Origin of the sequence: Oceanobacillus sp. AG, assembly GCF_009746545.1 — a bacterium.
Lineage (GTDB): Bacteria > Bacillota > Bacilli > Bacillales > Amphibacillaceae > Oceanobacillus > Oceanobacillus indicireducens.
In genome coordinates this window covers 32,117-51,566 of the sequence record NZ_WOWT01000030.1, presented here as the reverse complement: position 1 = coordinate 51,566, position 19,450 = coordinate 32,117, and the positions used below count along the sequence as shown (strand labels likewise).

The 19,450-nt window shown below is 35.8% G+C and carries 14 protein-coding genes and 4 pseudogenes; 6 read left to right on the top strand and 12 right to left on the bottom strand.

Annotated features, from left to right (window positions below; genetic code table 11):
• Window positions 1–351: 351 nt before the first annotated feature.
• The 3 genes and pseudogenes from GN217_RS15125 to GN217_RS15115 form a co-directional block, all read right to left on the bottom strand.
• Window positions 352–1,180 (bottom strand): annotated as a pseudogene (locus GN217_RS15125) (nucleotidyltransferase domain-containing protein).
• 303 nt (window positions 1,181–1,483) lie between these two features.
• Entirely contained in the window at window positions 1,484–2,392 is a 909-nt protein-coding gene (locus tag GN217_RS15120; protein ID WP_156857489.1) for a DUF2268 domain-containing putative Zn-dependent protease, read from the bottom strand.
• 664 nt (window positions 2,393–3,056) lie between these two features.
• The gene (locus tag GN217_RS15115; protein WP_255454411.1) at window positions 3,057–3,845 is read right to left on the bottom strand and encodes an MFS transporter; all 789 of its coding nucleotides are present in this window, start codon (window positions 3,843–3,845) and stop codon (window positions 3,057–3,059) included.
• Between the two features lie 589 nt (window positions 3,846–4,434).
• Between GN217_RS15115 and GN217_RS15110 the strand changes: the two are divergent.
• Window positions 4,435–5,764 (top strand): annotated as a pseudogene (locus GN217_RS15110) (IS1380 family transposase).
• A gap of 304 nt (window positions 5,765–6,068) precedes the next feature.
• Here GN217_RS15110 and GN217_RS15105 read toward each other — a convergent pair.
• The 6 genes and pseudogenes from GN217_RS15105 to GN217_RS15080 form a co-directional block, all read right to left on the bottom strand.
• Window positions 6,069–7,206: pseudogene (locus GN217_RS15105) on the bottom strand (IS4 family transposase).
• A 481-nt stretch (window positions 7,207–7,687) separates the two neighbouring features.
• Window positions 7,688–9,019, bottom strand: coding sequence for a HAMP domain-containing sensor histidine kinase (locus GN217_RS15100; RefSeq protein WP_198042681.1), 1,332 nt, complete (start codon window positions 9,017–9,019; stop codon window positions 7,688–7,690).
• A 50-nt stretch (window positions 9,020–9,069) separates the two neighbouring features.
• Window positions 9,070–9,765, bottom strand: coding sequence for a response regulator transcription factor (locus GN217_RS15095; protein WP_156857486.1), 696 nt, complete (start codon window positions 9,763–9,765; stop codon window positions 9,070–9,072).
• Window positions 9,758–10,459: a BsaG family lantibiotic immunity ABC transporter permease subunit gene (locus GN217_RS15090; protein ID WP_156857485.1), complete on the bottom strand. Its 702-nt coding sequence runs from the start codon at window positions 10,457–10,459 to the stop codon at window positions 9,758–9,760. Before GN217_RS15090 ends, GN217_RS15095 begins: the two co-directional genes overlap by 8 nt.
• Complete coding sequence (locus tag GN217_RS15085) at window positions 10,456–11,208, bottom strand: lantibiotic immunity ABC transporter MutE/EpiE family permease subunit (protein WP_156857484.1); 753 nt, start codon at window positions 11,206–11,208, stop codon at window positions 10,456–10,458. Before GN217_RS15085 ends, GN217_RS15090 begins: the two co-directional genes overlap by 4 nt.
• A gap of 2 nt (window positions 11,209–11,210) precedes the next feature.
• On the bottom strand, window positions 11,211–11,915 hold the full coding sequence (locus GN217_RS15080; protein WP_156857483.1) for a lantibiotic protection ABC transporter ATP-binding subunit: 705 nt from the start codon (window positions 11,913–11,915) through the stop codon (window positions 11,211–11,213).
• 176 nt (window positions 11,916–12,091) lie between these two features.
• On the opposite strand from GN217_RS15080, the gene GN217_RS15075 reads away from it, so the two are divergent.
• Both GN217_RS15075 and GN217_RS19480 read left to right on the top strand, forming a co-directional pair.
• Window positions 12,092–13,390 carry an IS1380 family transposase gene (locus GN217_RS15075; RefSeq protein WP_156857482.1) on the top strand — a complete coding sequence of 433 codons (1,299 nt, stop codon included), beginning with the start codon at window positions 12,092–12,094 and terminating at the stop codon, window positions 13,388–13,390.
• Between the two features lie 280 nt (window positions 13,391–13,670).
• Window positions 13,671–13,757: pseudogene (locus GN217_RS19480) on the top strand (DUF4368 domain-containing protein); the annotation flags it as partial.
• Here the strand turns inward: GN217_RS19480 and GN217_RS15065 are convergent.
• Window positions 13,752–14,309, bottom strand: coding sequence for an MFS transporter (locus tag GN217_RS15065; protein ID WP_156857481.1), 558 nt, complete (start codon window positions 14,307–14,309; stop codon window positions 13,752–13,754). The pseudogene GN217_RS19480 and the gene GN217_RS15065 overlap by 6 nt on opposite strands.
• A gap of 7 nt (window positions 14,310–14,316) precedes the next feature.
• Window positions 14,317–14,691 carry a MerR family transcriptional regulator gene (locus GN217_RS15060; protein WP_156857480.1) on the bottom strand — a complete coding sequence of 125 codons (375 nt, stop codon included), beginning with the start codon at window positions 14,689–14,691 and terminating at the stop codon, window positions 14,317–14,319.
• A gap of 259 nt (window positions 14,692–14,950) precedes the next feature.
• On the opposite strand from GN217_RS15060, the gene GN217_RS15055 reads away from it, so the two are divergent.
• Entirely contained in the window at window positions 14,951–15,916 is a 966-nt protein-coding gene (locus tag GN217_RS15055; RefSeq protein WP_156857479.1) for a hypothetical protein, read from the top strand.
• A 525-nt stretch (window positions 15,917–16,441) separates the two neighbouring features.
• Here GN217_RS15055 and GN217_RS19265 read toward each other — a convergent pair.
• Window positions 16,442–16,570, bottom strand: coding sequence for a hypothetical protein (locus GN217_RS19265; RefSeq protein WP_255454410.1), 129 nt, complete (start codon window positions 16,568–16,570; stop codon window positions 16,442–16,444).
• Between the two features lie 476 nt (window positions 16,571–17,046).
• On the opposite strand from GN217_RS19265, the gene GN217_RS15050 reads away from it, so the two are divergent.
• Together GN217_RS15050 and GN217_RS15045 are read left to right on the top strand one after the other, a co-directional pair.
• A complete protein-coding gene (locus GN217_RS15050; protein ID WP_156857478.1) occupies window positions 17,047–17,808 on the top strand; it encodes a MerR family transcriptional regulator in 762 nt (253 codons plus the stop codon).
• A 69-nt stretch (window positions 17,809–17,877) separates the two neighbouring features.
• Window positions 17,878–19,365, top strand: coding sequence for an MDR family MFS transporter (locus GN217_RS15045; protein WP_156857477.1), 1,488 nt, complete (start codon window positions 17,878–17,880; stop codon window positions 19,363–19,365).
• The last annotated feature ends 85 nt before the right edge of the window (window positions 19,366–19,450 follow it).

The window sequence follows — 19,450 nt, the reverse complement described above, 5'->3', positions numbered from 1 at the left end:
AGTTACTTTGTCACAGGGCTTCAACCTTAGGATTTCTCCACCAGTTGCCTGTCAGCTACTGAGCGTCTTGGCACCTACTCAGGTTGGACTTTCACCAACTAGCAATTAACGGCTTGCTGGGCGCGCGTAATTAAAAAATAAAGTTGTTTATTTTTGAAACTGAAAATACACATTCATCATCCGAAAATTGGAAAGTGTAAAAATAAAGGGGTAATCGGAAAATAGAGTGGAAATGTTCCTTTTATAGATTTTGCTTAACTAATGCATTCGGTACTTTAAGTGCATTTTTTCATGAAGAAGTATAAAAAAGTGCAGGAAATAAGATTTCCACACACTTTTTTTACCTTAACCTTATTTATTTAATAAAACCTCTATTTCAGAAATAAGTTCTTGAAGTATTTCAAGCCCTCTTCTTGTGCTATCGATGTTTAGAGAAAGCAATGTGATAATTTTATCTATTCTTTTCTTGTAGCCTTGTGGCTTTGTATCAAACCCGTCAATCATTCGAACTGCTTTTTTCTCATTGATACAATATTCTTCATTCAGAGCAAATAAGACTTGATTTAGACATGAGATGGTTCGATAACAATGACCTGTAACATACGAAATATCATCTTTATCAACATTATCTTTAGCAAACATTAAAGAAAAAGATGCTTCGAACATAAAATAGCCAATTATTGCATCTTTTAAAGGTTTTGGATATGGCATGGTTTTGGATTTTAGTTTGGCAGGTTTTGTCATCCAGTATTTTGCAGATGGAAACTTCACCCATATACATAACATTTAGATAAGCATGTGGATGTCCAGTATGGTAATGAGTTGAAATGTTACCTAACAAGCATTCACCAATGACTTGTTCCACTCTATTGATATCACGAAATATTAAATCAACGTGATAACCTTGAACAATAATCCATCCACCACCATTTATCCAAGCACCCCATTCGCCTAAAGATGTCACTAAATTCTCTCTATGTTCATCATCCAGTTTAGTAGCAACCCTGCTAACATCGTTGACATTAAAACCTGCCGATTCATCATAGTATATTCCAATGTCAATATCAGAAGTGGCGTGATTAGTGCCTCTTGCTCTTGAGCCTCCTAAAACTACCCCTACAATGCCAGGTATCCCGTTCAGTTCCTTAATTATTTCATTTAAAATATTTTGTACAACCATAAAATTTCCAACTCCCATAAATTAAATTTAATATTATCTAAACGTTACTTATCCATTTCTTGAACCTCCATTTCATTCAACCTGGCACTGTCGAATATCTTATATATAATTATAAAATCTAAATTCTCTTTTTCAAAGTAATAAAGGTATAAATTGGCTTGAAGGTTCAGTGTTTTAATTAATAAAAAAGTAATTCCACCATATATTCCGAAGACCCAAAAAACAAATAAAAGAGGATAGCACATAACTAGTATGTGTATCCTTTTTGTCCCAAAATCGCGCCCTTTTGCAGGACTATGAGGGTTACTCAGAAAACAAGTCACATCCATGAATTATTTCATCAGTAGAAGCCAAAGTTGCTTCGTAAATTGTCTTATTATACTTTTTCATATAGGACTGAACAGCCTTATATCCTACTGCATAACCGGCACAGAAAGGAAGCCCAACAGGTTGATACCCTTCTTGTGCCGCAATTTCATCACCAAACATATAACTGCTCACTTCGGCAAACCCTTTTACGTTAAGTGCTTCCCTAATAACATCGGTTGAATACTCTAATTCCTCTTTATCCATGCTAGTAACCCAAGGTCCTAATTGTTCTGTTCCGTATAATTCTTTGGCAAATGACTCGGCTAAACCTTCTATAACAAGATAATCTCCTAATGTTACGTTACCATGGTCCCAATCAAAATAAGAAAAACGAATATTGTGATGAAATTCATGAGCTATAACTGCGGGAAGTTTCGGTAAATTATATTCATTTGGATAGATATTCACAGTAATAAACCCGGGAATACCTCCGAATCCTGTATATCCTTTCTGTAGCTTCAGTTTATCAGGATTTGCAACATACAATCCAAACTTTATTTCATCAGCGTTTACTTTCAAACCCGACTTATTAGCGTTTTCTATACAGTTTTTGATGGTATTATCCGCTACTGTATAAGCGTTATTTTCTTTTAGGATTGATAACCCCTGTTGGATTTGTTTACCGTTGGAAATATCTGCATAACCAAGCATTTTTGTAGCCATTATAACATCATAACCATTTTCTTGTTTTGCTTTTAAAGGAACATTAATTAAATTCCACATTTCCTTAAATGGCTCCATCATTGTATAACGAAAGTAATTTTTTCTTTTTTCCAAATCCGTAATCGCAAGTAATTCTTCGTATTGTTCCACTGTATCGATTACCTTATAAGTCATACCCATTTTAATCACCTTTTTAGCAAATATTTAACATTATAATCTTGAAGCAACTTTATATTTTCCATAAAATTTTCCTTGGAGTCAGTTAGGTCTAAATGAAATAATATATTTTCTAAGTCAGCAATTATTTGTGTTAAGTCATTTTTAAGAAATCCTAATGAAGGTTGTCGGTTTACTAAATCTTTAAGTTTATAACCTGTAATCTTCCCGGCAAGTATTTATGCAATTTTTTCTAACTAATTTGGATAAAACTAACTGGCCGTTAGCATTCTTTGCTTTTAATTAATCCAAATTAGAATAGTATCGTATGTAAGTCCAGTTCTTTTGCAAACGTCGCCCGTTGTAAAACAGTGTAATTCACCTCCATATTTCAAGACTAAGGTATTACGCTACGTTAAAGTCAAGTAAAATTATAAGCATCGACTGCAACTACAAATAAAACTTCCGCTAAATAAACCTTAATTCCATATGATAATCTGGATACAAAAAAACCCCTACCAAAAATAAATTGGTAGGGAACTATATCATTCAACTTATTTTGTCCATTTTAGCTTAAAACAAATGCTGTTAAACAGGCATTCTCTCTTCAAATTAAGTTAGCTCTTTACTCCCTTAAAGTAAGGGTGAAACATTTATAACTGGCTCTTCTTTCATTATATATTTTCTATTAGGAAAATCTCGATTTTACTTTCTTATTAGCTGTTCTATTAACAAAAGTAAATAATACTAATGCAATAAGAACTAATACACTACTTCCTATTCCCACATAATTTACTGAACTTATACTTATAACCCCTCCCCCTATAAACGCTCCTAATCCAATTCCAATATAAAGAGCCGAGGCACTGAATGATAAAACCATTTGAGCCTGCTTAGGATTCAAAGATATGAGAAATGAATTAAGAGCAGGGTTCATACCAAAACCAGGGATTCCCCACAATATCGCCACAATTGAAACCATTATAATTGCGAATGTAGATGGATTTAGCAGTGATAAAAATGAGAATGCTGCTAATAATATAGCAAACCCTCCCAGCGACAGTTTTAATGTTTTTGGAGCGTCAATCTTATCTGTGAAGTAACCTCCAACTAAATTCCCAAAAAGTGCACCTATTCCAAACAACATAAGAAAAATACTAATGTTCTCTACGTTCGTGATACCTGTAATGATAGGAGCTATATACGTATATGTCATGAAACCGCCAGTGGTACCAATAATGTTTACACATAACGTTAATAGAATAATTTTATTGAAACCTTTTAATCTTTCCCTAATCGTTAGTTCTGCTTCTCTTTCAATTTTAGGCAAGAATATCAGAACTCCTATGACAGTAATGAAAGAAACTACAGCAACAAAAACAAAAGAATAACGCCAAGTAAAAACATTTCCAAGCCATGTTCCAATCGGTGCTCCTAAAACTAATCCCATGGTTATTCCTGCTAATATAAATGACAATGCTTCAACATGTTGACATAAGAAAACAAGAAAAAACCTTATAAAATAAACATTCTAAGGCAGGATTCAAGTGAGAATTGTACAAAATATTAATTTAATAAAGGACGTCATTAAAATGTATATTTAATATTAGACAAAGAAACACGTAACAATTACATTAAAGTTACTTTTATGTTCGCACATGGCAGTGGATTAAGCAAAGGCTCATTAAAGGCCGCCCAAGGCAGCGGTGTGCGAAGCGGAAACCGCTGTTTTGGGCGAAGCCTGCGTGGCTTTAGCCACGCTTTAACCCCCCATATCTAAACAGGGGGGTAGAAAAACATTAAAAAACAGAAAAAAAGAGCTTAAAATCCAATAGGAACAACGGTTTGGAGCAAATTATGAAAATGTCAACTTTCCCCCGTTAGTTGACATCCTTTTGATTTAGGTATTTTCACCTAAATTTTAGCAATTTAGAACAATTTGTAAATATAACTATGATCCTTAATCCGTGACAAAATTCAGCTAAAATGCATCCAAAAGCTGGTGAAATCAGGTATAATACCCAAAAAAGGTGAATTTAGTAAGTTCACCAAACGGGTGATATTCTATGAAAAAGTTTATTATTGAACCTACTAATGAACGAATTACAGCGCATTCCGGTTTAGCCATTGTCGGTGATCTTTTATATCACACCAATCTTTCGCAGCGATTCAATAAAACGAAACTGGCTACAATGGAAAACCCTTCAATTTCTAACGGAGATGTCGCTTCTTCCTATATCGGCTTACTCTGCTAGGGCAAAAGTGATTTTGATGACATCGAAGATTTCCGGGAAGATGAATTTTTCCGTTACGCCCTGAATATCGACAACGTCCCTTCAAGCCCCACTCTTCGCCAACGGCTGGACCAGGCTGCCTTGTCGGACGATTGGAAAGAGATCTTGTTGGAAGAGTCAGCAGACCTTATCCAGCATTTAAATACATCCATTTCGCCTGTCTATGCGAACGATACGCCATATGTTCCTTTAGATGTGGATGTCTCTCCCTTTGGACAACTCCAACACCAAGAAAGAAGGGGTGGAAAGAACGTATAAGGGCTGTGACGGCTATGCCCCCATGCTTGCCTATCTGGGACAAGAAGGGTATTGTGTCAATGCAGAGTTGCGTGAAGGCAGTGTTCATTCACAAAATGGCACCCCGGAATTTCTTCAAAAGACGATTGAACTTGCAAGACAAATGACGGATCAACCGCTGCTTGTCCGGATGGATTCGGGGTGTGACAGTGCTGACAATATGAAAGTTTGCTTCCAGAACGAAGTAGACTTTATCATCAAGCGAAACCCGCGAAAAGAAACAGCAGAAGACTGGCTGGCCATCGCCCAGGCCGAGGGAACCTGCCGTGAAGTGCGCCCGGGAAAAAAAGTATATACGGGCTACTCTCTTTCCACCATTAAAGGTACAGGCGTCCCTATCCATATCGTCTTTAAGGTGATAGAGAGAACGATAGATGCAAACGGGCAAATCCTGCTTGTTCCAGAGATTGAATTTGATACCTACTATACTTCGTTGCTTGAACCGTCTTCCACGATAGTAGAACTGTACAAAGATCACGGAACAAGCGAACAATTTCACAGTGAACTAAAAACCGAACTGGACTTGGAACGCCTTCCTTCAGGCAAATTTCCGACGAATGATCTTGTTCTTCACTTTGGCCTATTTGCCTACAATCTATTAAGGATCATTGGGCAGGAAAGCCTGAAAGCCGATGATGCTCCCTTAAGAAAAAATGTAAAAAGGCGCCGTATCCGGACAGTAATCCAAAATATCATTACCTTGGCATCGAAACTGGTTTATCATGGAAGACAGTGGAAATTAAAGGTCCATAAGCATAATCGCTGGATGCCGGTATTCGAAAGGCTTTATTACGCTTTTTACTAAGTTGGCTATACTGTTAAATCAAATCCAGCCCCTTACCCAACCTTTGGAAAAAAACGGAAATCCTAAGGCTTATTTCACTATGCCCTCAAAAGCGCTTAAAAAGCGGAAAACAAATAAAGCATCCTGTTTTTTTGTTTTTCTGATTCATCAGGTGGAAGAAATTGGAAAAATTTAGGGCAGCACCTTATTTCTAAAGGTTTTAACAACCGATATCACGGATTCAGGTTGTCAATAAAAATATATTATTATTCTTTATATCGAAAAAATAGGTATCGAAAAAATATACTGTATAACTATATATAACTCAAACTTCACAGTTTGAAATAGGCAAATATGCCTTGAGATACCTGGGTAAACTGGCGATCCATTGTTGGAGTTGACTTTTAATCAGTTGTGTAAGTTTCTTGCTAGACTTAGTTGCTACTTCATTGATCAATTCGATGAGTTGCTGCAAGGCTACCACCCAGTCCAAGGTGCTGACCTCACCACAAAGCAAATAAAATAAACCGCCAAGTGTGCGCTGATCGGTGCTTTACCGATGCTGCCACGCAAGCAGAATGTACCTAGAAGATACAATTGTCGTATGACAAACAAGCAAGTCATACGAGAGTCCTTGAAACTCCTTTTGCAAACGCAATAAGGATTTCGCGCACTTAAAGAAAACCTCTATGTCCCAACACATGGAGTAAATCTGTATGACTTCCTCAACGGTTAAACTCAGGTCTGTTTAGAGAATGGCCAGCCATTCATTCTTCTTCGTGCGATGCCGAATAAACACCACAAGGACGGGGGATACATGGAATTAATTCCGTCCGGATCGAACGCAGGATGTTGGCGTTCTTCCCTTCCACTCGCGGAGCCGCCAGATACAAATCTTTTAGGGATAGCCGATTTCCGTTCACTAGGTACTGCTTGTTGTCATTTTTAATCATACCAATGACATGCAGTCAGTCCATCGGAATAAAGAAATGAACGTCCGACCATCCCATCGTCAGCATGCCGAAGCTTTTATAGTAGGCGCCGGTCGCATGATCCTTGAACCTTGCGAGCAACTCCATTGTTTTGCTGCAGTTACGATCAAACATCGAATCGTCAAAGATGAATATGGTCAAGCGGTTATCGGAAGTCAGTCTCTCGACTTTCTGAATCGTCGCAGCGCTTAGTGATAAAAGGAACTGCTGCCACGCGAACTTCATGTAGTTCAAAAATCGATAAATGGGGTCTTTGCCGGAAAATAATTTGGCTTGGGCACTTTCGAGCAGGCGAAACCAATTTTACTGATGAAATAAAAGAACAAAAACAAGCTGAAACAGATATGCAGCTGTATAGCCAAATTTCTTGTCAATCTTCGCATCTATTAAATGCTTAAGTACGCTTAGTTCTTTGAAAGCCGCTTTAATTTCCTTTGGCAGTTGATTGCAGGGATCTTTTTGTTTTATCATATAGGGGACACCTTTGTGTGGTAGTGGGTTGCTCGACACAATCACCACCCAACGGTTGTTTGAATTTAATTGGCCGCCAAATGGCAGGAAAAACTCATCCGGCATGATTAGTTGATTAGCATTATGTTCGTACAAGGTTATCCCTCCAAGTGCAAGGCCTTTTAATAGATTTCCGATCATATCCTTGTATATAATTTCGACAAAAAAGGAAGAAAATCTTGTTAAAACAACATTTTTTAGTTATTCAATAGACCCAGTAGAGATTGGCATTTCTTGCAGGAACTGCATTTTCCATTTATGAAGCTGGTTCACATGGATCCCGCGTTTCGGAAGCAATTTGTCTCATTGTTTTTTCTTCCTTCAAGACTACCAACACGATTTGGGATTTGAATTCAGGTGTATAGCTTTTACGTTTCATAAACCTATCTTAACATCTTCTTTTTTCATGTCTAAAATCTTGGGTCCATTATAAAAGGAATGATTACTTATACGGAATATTAAATTCAATACGAGCCCCAGATAAAACTAAGGGATCTACAACTTCAATGTTTCCGTTTAGTTCATCAACAAGTTTTTTAGTAATGAACAAACCTAAACCAGCATTGCCCAACGAATTAGATCTTGATCTATCTTCCCTAAAGTGTTTGGAAAACACCAAATCACGGTGTTCCTTTTCTATCCCCACTCCCGAATCCTCAATGGCGAAGTAAATGTAATTACCTTTTTCCTTAACAAAAAAATGGATTTCCCCATTTTCCGGTGTGTATTGAATAGAATTGGCAAAAAGATTCTCTAAGATTCTATTGACCTTAAAGTAAGGGATTTCCACGTGACTATCTATTTTCAAATCATGCTCATATTGAATATTTTTCTTTTCTATTAAGTGAATAAAATCATTTTCCACGTCTTTGATTAATTCATCAATAGATCTAACATCATAAATCAGTGTTGGATCCTTGATATTACTTGCTTGTCCCATACTTTCTAATATATTATTTACTTTTAAAATGTTTCTATTTATAATATCTATCTGTAATTGTTGATTAGGTGTTAAATTACTCATATTATTTAACATTTCAGTACTTAAAGTAATGAGTGTAACAGGTGTTTTTAGATCGTGTGACAGGCTAGACATCATAACCGCCCACTCTGAGTCGTGTTGCCAATTCTTATATAAAGACTTCTTTAGTTCTCCTTGCATTTGTCTAAATGACTGTGTTAATTCGCCAATTTCATTATTGCTATTATAACTAAGGTTAAATTCCAAGTTTTTATTTTTAATCATATTCGACGCATTTAATAACTCCTCCAAAGGGGCTTTTACGGAATAATAAAGTTTATTAATAAAAGTTCGCGAAAATATAATGAAATAAATAATCGGTGATATTAAAGGGATAATTATTAATCCAAACATAATATAGCGAGAAACAGAATGCCGACTTTTTATCTGATAAGAATAAACCCAAAGTCCTTTAATTTGATTTTCAATTACTATTGGCTGGATGAGATGATAGTAACCTTTGTAAAAGTGAGTATTATTAAACTTATCAACAACATTTACTCCCCGAAATAAACTACTGAATTTTTCACTACCATCAATGAATTCTCCATTGGGGCTAAATTTGTTTAGGATGATATCATTCTTTTTCAGATTCCATTTCATCTCATTGAATTTAGACGATCTCATATATTCAGAAGGATGATCCAACATTTTACTGCTCTGTTTATGGACTAGTTTTTCACTATGATTAGCTGTCCGTTCAATAGTTACAAAAATAATCAAAATTGAAATAATAATTGTAAATATACTCATTATAATAGTCCATACTATGCTTTTGAAATATAACCTTCTTATATCCTTAATTATTGATTGTTCCATTGGTACCCTATTCCCCAAACGGTTTGTAGGTAATTTTCTGAAAAACCGGCAGATAATAATTTACGTCTTATATTCTTAATATGCTCCACTATAGCACTTGAATCTCCTTGTCCATCAATTCCACTTATACGCTCATATATTTGTTCCTTGGTAAAAACTTGCTTAGGCGATGAAAGTAATAAGACCAATAAATCAAATTCTTTTTTAGTAAAGGGGATCACCTTTTTATTATACATAATCTCTCGCGATGTTATATCAACAACTAAGTCGTCAATCAATATTCTCTTTCGTTCATTTCCACCATGATTTTGCAGTAGACGTTCTCCCATTTTAAATAAGGCTTCAACCTTGTATGTTAACAGCTTCAAGGAGAAAGGTTTAGATATAAAATCGTCCCCCCCTAAAGCAAATGCCTTCATCATATTCATATCGTCTGAGGCAGCACTGATGAATATAATTGGGCAAATTACTTGATTACGAATTTTTTTGCACACTTCTAATCCATCAAACCCTGGCATCATGATATCCAACAAAATTAAGTCAACATCTACCTTTGCCTTATCAATCGCTTCTATGCCATCTTTTGCTTCCGAAACTATATACCCCTTAGACGTCAGATGAAGCGAGAGTATCTGTCTCATATCTTCTTCGTCTTCCGCAATCAATATTTTTTTATTCATTAATTTTCCTCCCCTCCCATTTATTAAACCATGTTAAAAATGCTACGAATAAAATCAAACTCACACTAGTATATAGCCCCCACACCAAAGGGGAATATACATAGTCACCAATGGTTAACAGTTGCAAATATCTCGTGCCGTACAGTAAAGGAATATACTGCCATATAGAATCACCTAAACTGTTCGCACCAAAATAGATAAGAAATATACTAAAAAAGATTCCCATACCGAGACATACACTTGTATTTATTTTTAATGCCATGAACCATAAAATAATTATAACAGGTAAAGTAAATATCGTTGTTAATATAGAATATAATAAAATATCCCCTGTGAAATGATTACCAATAAGCATCCATAATGGTATACAACTAATTAATGTACTGAAGTAAACCGAACCTAAACTTACAAAGATTAAATTCTTACTCCACTCTTTTCTACTTCGCAGCTGTAAAAGGTGATTGAAGTGTCCTATCTGTTCTTCATATCTAACATACAGACTTATCATTAGTGCAATACCAAATGGTATTGCACAATTAAAATAGACCGTATAGCTAACGAATATACGGATTAGAGAATCATACCTCTCGAGATATAAAAATAAGCTAATTCCATATACAACAGGGGCTAAAATCATTATAAAAAACCAATAGGATTTTGCCATTTTATAAAACATAACATTTAAATATTTCATATATACATCTTCCTTTTAAAAATCTTATTGGATAACCATATTAAAATTAGGAAATATACTACACTAGCTCCCATAGCTATAGCTAAAACATGAAAGTCTGGAACCAAATTAAAGCTTTCAATGTGTGTACCATTGGGATGGATTCCCATTGTTTCCGCTGGCACCCTTAACATACTTCCCCAAGGAAGAATCCAAAAATATGATTTTAAAGCGATAAATACAGATCCGACCGCACCAATTAGGTTTATTAGAGACGTAATAAGTACACCGATAAATTGGCTTACAATTAAATTGAAAGGAATTAATGGTAAAGCAACAATTATTATGAACGCTGTTGTCATAATTACCTGGGATATGATTGGCAATTCTTTATATATTAGCAATGAACCCAATATAGACACAACAGCTATCGATACTGCGGAGATACATTGATAAACTGTAATTACAACAACTTTAGAAAAAAACATTTTGGATAAAGATATGTTGTTTGAGAAAATGTTTTTATAATCACCGGCTATCTTCTCTTGATTAATATTCATACTACATGCCATAGCCAAACCCACAGGCAAGAAAAATATAGGCCAAAGATTATAAACAATTGTTAAAAAAACATTTGTACTTGGCTGTTGCTCCGCATATATATTTGAAAAAATAGCAAAAGCTAGAAAGAAAATTGGAATAGCTAAAAATAATTTTTTCGATAAAGATGATTTCATTTTTAATAATTCAGCTTGAATAAAATTAGACATACTTATACGTCCTTTCTATTGCCTGAAGTAATTTCAAAAAACAGATCTTCGAGGCTATCTTGATGATTAAGTTTATTTTGATATTCCAACTTGCCGTTATGAATAATACCAATGGTATCTGATAAGATTTGTATTTCATTTAAAATATGGCTGGAAATCATGGTTGTAACACCATCTTTTTTTAAATCGTTCAAAAGGCTTCTTAATTCCCTTATTCCTGCTGGATCTAATCCATTTGCAGGTTCATCCAAAACTAATAGTAATGGCTTTTTTATTAAAGCTAGTGCAATTCCTAACCTTTGTTTCATCCCTAAAGAGAACTCTTTTGTCTTTTTCTTGCCTGTATTAGAAAGATTAACTTTTTTCAACACTTCATTTATTTCTTCAAAAGGAATACCTTCTTGTAAACAAAAAACTTTTAAATTATCATACGCACTTAGATTGCCATATATAGCAGGACCTTCTATGAGTGATCCAATCTTTTTTAAATCATCTCTTTTCCACTTATTACCCTCAAACAGCACTTCGCCGTTTGTTTCTTGGAAAATTCCACTTATTATTTTCATTAGTGTGGATTTACCAGCCCCGTTTAGTCCGAGAAGACCGTAAATTTCTCCATAATTCACATGCAGATTTATGTCTGAGAGCACTTTTTCGTTTTTGAATTTTTTTTCTAAATGTCTTGTTTCTAAAATGTAATTAGTCATTATTACAACCCCTTATCTTTATTTAATACAAGTATAGAAAACAAATATCAAGAAACTATAAAGATTATCCCAAATTACGAAAGTAAAATCTAGTTACTAAATGCAAAAAGGGCTCCAGCCTTTGGTATAATTGAGTTTGCGAGAACTACAATCCTAAAGAAAGGAGCACCTTTAAGGTGAAGTTTATCACAAATCTATCAAATATAAAAGTTAACTTTAACTTGGAAAACGCAACCAATATAGCGGGATTGCTGCCCTTCCTTCAGTTCCTGAAACAAATGGAAATCGAAAACACTTTTCGGTGTTTTGACCCAATCAAAAAAAGCAATTCGCAATTCCCATTTCGTAAGATTATTATCTATCTGATCATTGGATGGGTCGCGTCCTGTACACGTCTCTTCCACTTTCGTTCCATGCAGAAGGATGCCATGATCCAACAGTTTATGGGTGGCAAGTGCCCGCATCATACTTTACTGGGCAAAGACTTAAGGTCTCTCGCGAAATTCAATGTACAGCTTGATGTCAAAGAGCTGATGCACGATGTCATTGAACCTGCCCTGCCATCATCCTTGATTTTGGATTTTGACTCAACCATCGAAACCGTTTATGGAAATCAGGAACTGGCTAAAAAAGGGCCAAACTCTCATAAACCGGGCCGTAAAAGCTACCATCCCTTGCTTGTATATGAAGGGAAGACCCGATTATGCCTGAATGCAGCTCTGCGGCCCGGAAACCGACATACTGCCGACAATGCCATTGAGCTGGCAAAAGAGACGTTGAATCTGCTCTCTGAGTCCCAATCCGTCTCTTATGGGCGGTTTGACAAAGGCTTTGCCGGAGAGGACTTTTATAGCTTTTGGGAAGGAAAGCAGATTGACTACGTTGGAAAACTGAAATGGACGAGCCGTTTAGCCAAAGCCGTTTATACAGATCCCGGTCCATGGATTCGATTTGTCGATGAAGACATCGTCATTGAAGGAAAGACGATTGAATATCAAGCAACTTCCTGGAATAAGCCAAGGCGTGTTTCCGTGATCCGAAAAGCTGATCGTTTTGAAATGGATCAAGTACAATTTGTAGACTTTATCTGGGAACATGAAGCAATGGTCCATACGATGGATTGGACTCCGATTGATATATGGCGGTTTTACAACCAAAGAGCCTGCATGGAAAATTACATTAAGGAAGCCAAGTACGGGTTCTCTATCAACCGAATCCCTACCGGCTCATTCAAAGCCAATGAACTGGATTTATTGATCAAATTATTTGCGTACAATCTGTTTGAGCTTTTTAAGATGGATCATTGCCCAACTCCGATGAAAAGCTACACGATCCAAAGATTTCGTAGGGAAATCGTTCAGGCAGCAGGTGTATTCACCTTTCACGCCAGACAAACCATGTTAAAGATTCAGGAAGCCTACCTTCATAAACGGGCTTTTTTGAACATGATCCAAAGCGTGAAAAAACTAGAGTGACCATTTGTAACTGAATAAATTGGAAATTTATTGCCCCTTCATTTGGGGAGGGGGAAGAACTATCCAATATACAAAATTTAGAGAATCTCAGCATCCAGTTTTACAAAATTTTACCAGGTTGCCTTGGAATTAATGTTCAGTAAATTTACTTTCGTAATTTGGGTTTATTCACTTATCTGGTGAATATGAGAAAGAACAAGAAACATTAAAAGCGTCATGTCATACCTTACAAAAAGAATTAAAAGAACACGAGAAAAAGAAAACAAACGTCGGCAAATTTGTGAAAATCGCTAGAAAATATACAGAACTGAAGAAGTTGGACACAGCCATTTTAAGAGAATTTATTGATAAAATATTAGTGTCAGCAAAAGATCATCAAACCAAGACACAAGAAATTACCATTGTGTATAATTTTATTGGTGCGTTTGATTTTAACCGAGTCATTCATCAAACAAAAAACGAAGATAAACATACAAAAGTTGACGTCGTATAACACTCCGCCAACATTGTATCCATGCATTCTTAATTCAGCGCACCATTTGCCTCTCATTTTATCGGGTACTAGACTGGCAGAAGCAGTCATCGCTAACGGGGTGAATATAGCAGCAGCTAACGCAGCTAATATTCTTGTTAAAAAGAGCATTTCATAAGAAGTCACAACTGATGACAGTGTATTAGCAATAGCAAACATCAACATAGATATAACCAAAAGCGATTTTAAAGGTAAATTCATCATCAAAGTTCCAAAAAGAGGAGCTCCTATAGCATATGCAATAGCGAATGCAGTTACTAGCTGACCCGCTGTAGCAATTGTAACATTCATTTCATTAGAAATATGAGGCAGTAAGCCAGCAATTACAAAATCATCTGTCCCAATGATAAATGTTCCAAGTACTAATATAAGAAGTCTGTAATTCATTTAATCCCTACTTTCTAGCTTTTTCTTTTTCTTTATCCCAATAATCCACAAGGTTTTCTAGCTGGTGTTCAATCTTTTGCAAGTAATTTATCTGCTGACGGACATTTGTTAATCGCTTAGAGTAAAGCTCTACTGCAATATGAGCACACCCATTATTTTCAGTGAGATGGAAATCATCACAAGATAATACATGATAAATCTCATCTGTATTCATTCCTATCTTTAAAAACAATTGAACAGCTTTTACTTTTTCAATATCAGATTTCTCAAATTCTCGATATCCATTTTCTAACCTCGAAGGTCGAATCAGATTCTTCTGTTCGTAATAACGTAACGAACGAATGCTTACTCCCATTTTTTTTGATAATTCTCCAATTTTCATTTTTCATTCCCCTTTTGATCTTTTACTGTAGACACATCATAAACCATAACACCGTGTCAGGGTCAACTGTTTACTTTACCCAGTACACTTGTCATTATTAGAATGAATTACAAGCATAATTTGTTGTACATGACTTAGAATTGATTCAAATTCAAGGATATTCCCAAAAAGCAAATACAGAGAACAATAAACGTTTTTACAACTCTACCATTGGGAATAAGTCACTATACAATCTTTTAAAATGGGAGATGAATTATTAATGCGAGCATTTGTATACCTTGGTTTACTAAGTTTCATCGTTATTCTTACAGCATGCACCGGTTTAGGCTCAGAGGAAACAGACATTGAAGATCGTAATGCAACAGAAAACGAAGAAAATGAACAACATGGAGAAGCAGAGCCGGAAGACAACGTATCTTCTAATAATGAAGAAAACCATCAAGAGCAACCTAGTGATACAAACGGAGAAAACGAGGGGAATGAAGAGAATCGAGAAACATCTGAACCTGGCATTTATGACCCTGAGGAAGTGAGCGGGCGAGAAAATCCAGATGGTGATGGTAATATCGTATACCCTGAAGCCTTAGAGAATCTTGAATTACCTTATATATATGAAAATACAGTTGTTTATAGCGGTACGATTAATCCTAATCAAAATATTCGATTTGAGCTACCGTTGCCAGATACAGATGATACGGAAATGGTTGAACCAGATGTGTCAGACGAAGGTTATTTTACAATTCCACTTGGAGGAACAGAACTTGATGCTGGTGATGAGTTGATCGTGTATGTTATGGGTGACATGCCCCATGAGCAGCAATTTGTTCTCCCTATTCAGCCGGCAGAAGAAGGAATGGAATTGATAGAAAGTAGTTCAGCAACAGAAGCAATAGAAGAAATCAAAGAGGCTACTTATTTACCGGAATTTTACGAGAATACATCGACCTATTATGGAAAAACTTTACCAGAAGTTGATGTGCAAGTCTCAGAGGTAGACGCATTCATCGGAGATACAATGGAATTGGAAGCTGATGAGAACGGAGATTTTAGCGGGGACTTTTCTAATTTCCCATACGTAGCAGCAGGAGAAGCAGGATTGCAAGAAGGGCAGTCGTTGTTGTTCACCATTAGAGACGAAGAAGGACATGTCGCTTTATTGATGACTGAAATTCAACCCCCTTCTGATAATTCCGAATATGATGGTCCAGTATCTGAAGATGATTGATGTACTATCCTGATTCCGTTTCTGCTTTCATTACCAAAAGATTTTTGGAACTATGTCAAGAAATTGGACATTAGAAATGCTGAACTTCTTGACATAGATTCATATTTAATCAGATAAGTCCACTATACGATTAATTTCAAGCATTATAGCTCGCTGTTCTAGCTCAAGTAAATCAATAATTTTGATTAATTCAGGAATAGCATGCTCTAATGTATAAACCCCGTCTGCCTTCAAACTATAGGTAACTTCAACTAATTTCTTCTATTTCTGCAAAGTACAATTTTCGATTCAATTCATATGTTAATAAGCGTTTCTTTTTTCAAAATTATACTTAATATTATTGGTCATGATTGTTAAATAAAAATTGACTTTTAAATTTCTCATTGAATTTTTCAGGATCTAATTTTAATACATAGATATTTATTAGTTTTTTTGCATTTTTTGAAGCTCATTCACGTGTATATTCGTTAAATCTACTGGGTATATTTATAAATACCTTAATTTCAGTCTCTTCTTGGGTATCTCTTAGTTCATCCAGCAATGTTTCAATGGTTTTGAGATATTGTATGTGACAATATAAATAAACTCCGCACTAGGGAAATCCTCCAGAACTTCACCGTAACTTGCCCGTGTAAATTCTACTACTCTTCGCAAAAAAACACCACCCAATCTTAGTAATTCGAATGAACGAATCATTGATAGGATAATTATAGTTATTTAATAATTAAAGTTTAATTTTTGTTACAATTGCTGACAGGCTATAGATGGTTATAATCAAGCTGATTAAGTAGGATTGTTCAATAATCGCGCCCAATTATATTATTTTTTATATTTACTCTTGAACCTCTAGTTGCTTGAGGTTTTATAATGAACGTATCCTTTTAAAGGAGGTTGTTCAAAAAGTCCGGTAAAAATGACACTTCTGTAAAGGGGAAGTTCTACTAAAACGTCCACGTCCTGCGGGAGCTCGTTGACTCGCTTTTTCGCTCCTCATGTACCTATGAACGTACATTCCGGTGCCGGGAGTTCTCGCCGTCTCGAACTTCGATGCACAGGACATGCTAGTGTCGGCGTTGCAACGATAGCCGACCCCGTTCCTTTTCGAACACGCACTAATAGGAGGAATTTTGGTGAATAAGAATATCAAGTTTTCCATTGGAGAGTTTTCAGAAAAGACAGGAATACCTATTCCTACTTTGCATTACTATGATGAAATTGGTTTATTACGACCAGAAAAGAAACCTTATTCGAGGCACCGCGTCTACAATTATCAAGATATTATCACCTTACAAAAAATTTTAAGTCTAAAATTTCTAGGTTATAGTCTAGATAGAATCGCAAATTTGTTAAATAAATCCAGTTTTACTGCTGATTTGAATAAAAGTTTATTCCTTCATTTACAAACTTTAGAGAAAGAAAAAGAACTAATTGAGCAATCCATACAATCAATTAAAAGAGTAATTAAGTTAGTCGAAGAAGAAGGAAAAGTGGATAGCAATTTATTATTTAGCCTTATTCATGGTATGCGCACTGAACATATACATGAAGAATGGATGGATCGTCATAGGTTAACAGATATCGTAGAAGAATTGTCGAAGAAAACGGAACAAGAAAAAATCTCTTTAGATAAAACGTTTATTCAATTGTCTAAGGAAGTAAAACAATTATATGGTAAACCAGTAGAGGACCCAAAAGTACAAGAGATGGTTAAGATCTATTTGGAGGCATCTTTTTCATTTCTTGGAGAGGAATTGATGCAAAAACTGGCTGATACTGATATAGAAGGATTGGATATTCAAGAACTTATAAAACCTTTCCCTTTCACAAAGGATGAACAAGATTGGCTTAATCAAGCGATGGAATATTATATGAAGCAAGAAGAAATGGAATAGCTTTTTACGAGCATTCTCTTAAATTTTTACGAATTAATAAAAACTATGTTAGAAAAACAGGGGGAAATCATGACTAATTCAACAGAAACAAAGTATGAATTTTTATCTGATAATCCGAATGTCAAAACACTGCCAATTATGGCGGCATTAATTATTGGTGCTTTTTTTGCATTATTGAATGAAACACTTCTAAACATAGCCTTGACAACATTAATGGATGAGTTTGATATTACATTACCGACTGTACAGTGGGTTGCTACTGGATTTATGTTAGTTACGGCGATTGTCATTCCAATATCGCCGCTTTTAATGCAATGGCTTACGACAAGGCAACTCTTCATTGGAACGATGACAGTATTTACAATTGGTACAGCAATCGCAGCAATCGCACCAACATTTTCTATTCTTCTTGTTGGACGTTTGATTCAAGCTATTGGCACTGGACTGTTAATGCCGGTCATATATAATGTATTCTTATTGATATATCCTCCGCATAAAAGAGGGAAGATTATGGGAACTGTCGGGTTAGTAATAATATTCGCTCCGGCAATTGGTCCAACGCTTTCTGGTGTAATTGTTGACTATTTAGGCTGGAGGTTTTTATTTATCTCAGTTATCCCTTTTACGCTTTTTTCAATTTTGTTCGCCTTTAAATATTTAATCAATGTCTCTGTGGTTACCAAGCCCAAAATTGATTGGATTTCTATTCTTTTATCAACTGTTGGCTTTGGAGCAACGATATATGGATTCAGCTCTGTCGGAGAAAGTGAAGCTGGCTTTTCATCCCCGACAGTATTACTTTCGATTATTATTGGAGGAATAGCTATTATTCTGTTTGCGATCAGACAATTTAAAATCGACGAACCTTTAATGGATTTACGGGTATTCAAATTACCAATGTTTTCACATGCTGTTATTATGTTCATTATTATTGTGATGACAATGTTTGCTTCCGAACTGATTTTACCAGTATTCATGCAGGGGCCGATGGCTTTGGCGCCTGCAGCAGCGGGAATGTTGCTTTTGCCGGGGAGTATTTTAAATGGGGTTATGAGTCCATTTATGGGAGCGTTATTTGATAAAGTTGGCCCTCGTGTGATGATGATCCCAGCAACAATTGTTCTGGCAAGAACAATGTTTATGTTTAGCCGATTAACAGCGGATACACCACCGTGGGTCATTATCGTAGGATTTGTGCTGATTATGCTTAGTATATCCGCAACGATGATGCCTGCTGAAACAAATGGATTGAACCAGCTTCCTAAACGCTTATATTCACACGGTACAGCAGTAATGTCGACATTACAGCCGTTAAGTGGCGCTATCGGTGTCTCTGTATTTATTAGTCTTTTTAATTCTAAACAAGCAAGTTACCTAGAAAGTGTAGCAGATCCCACGTCAGAAGCTTCCTTGACAGAGGCGATGGTCACATCGGTAGAACATGTCTACTTTATTATCTTTATCTTTGCGATAGTTACAGTGTTATTGTCATTTGTCGTTTATCGAGCCCGTCCAGTGGATGAAGATAAGCCAGCGGAAGATATGCTGAAATCATAATCTGAAGTGCACATTGTAAGCTATACAAAATGATTCCGAAATGGAAAATGTAAATCGAAGGAATGATGTTCTTAATGTTTCAGTA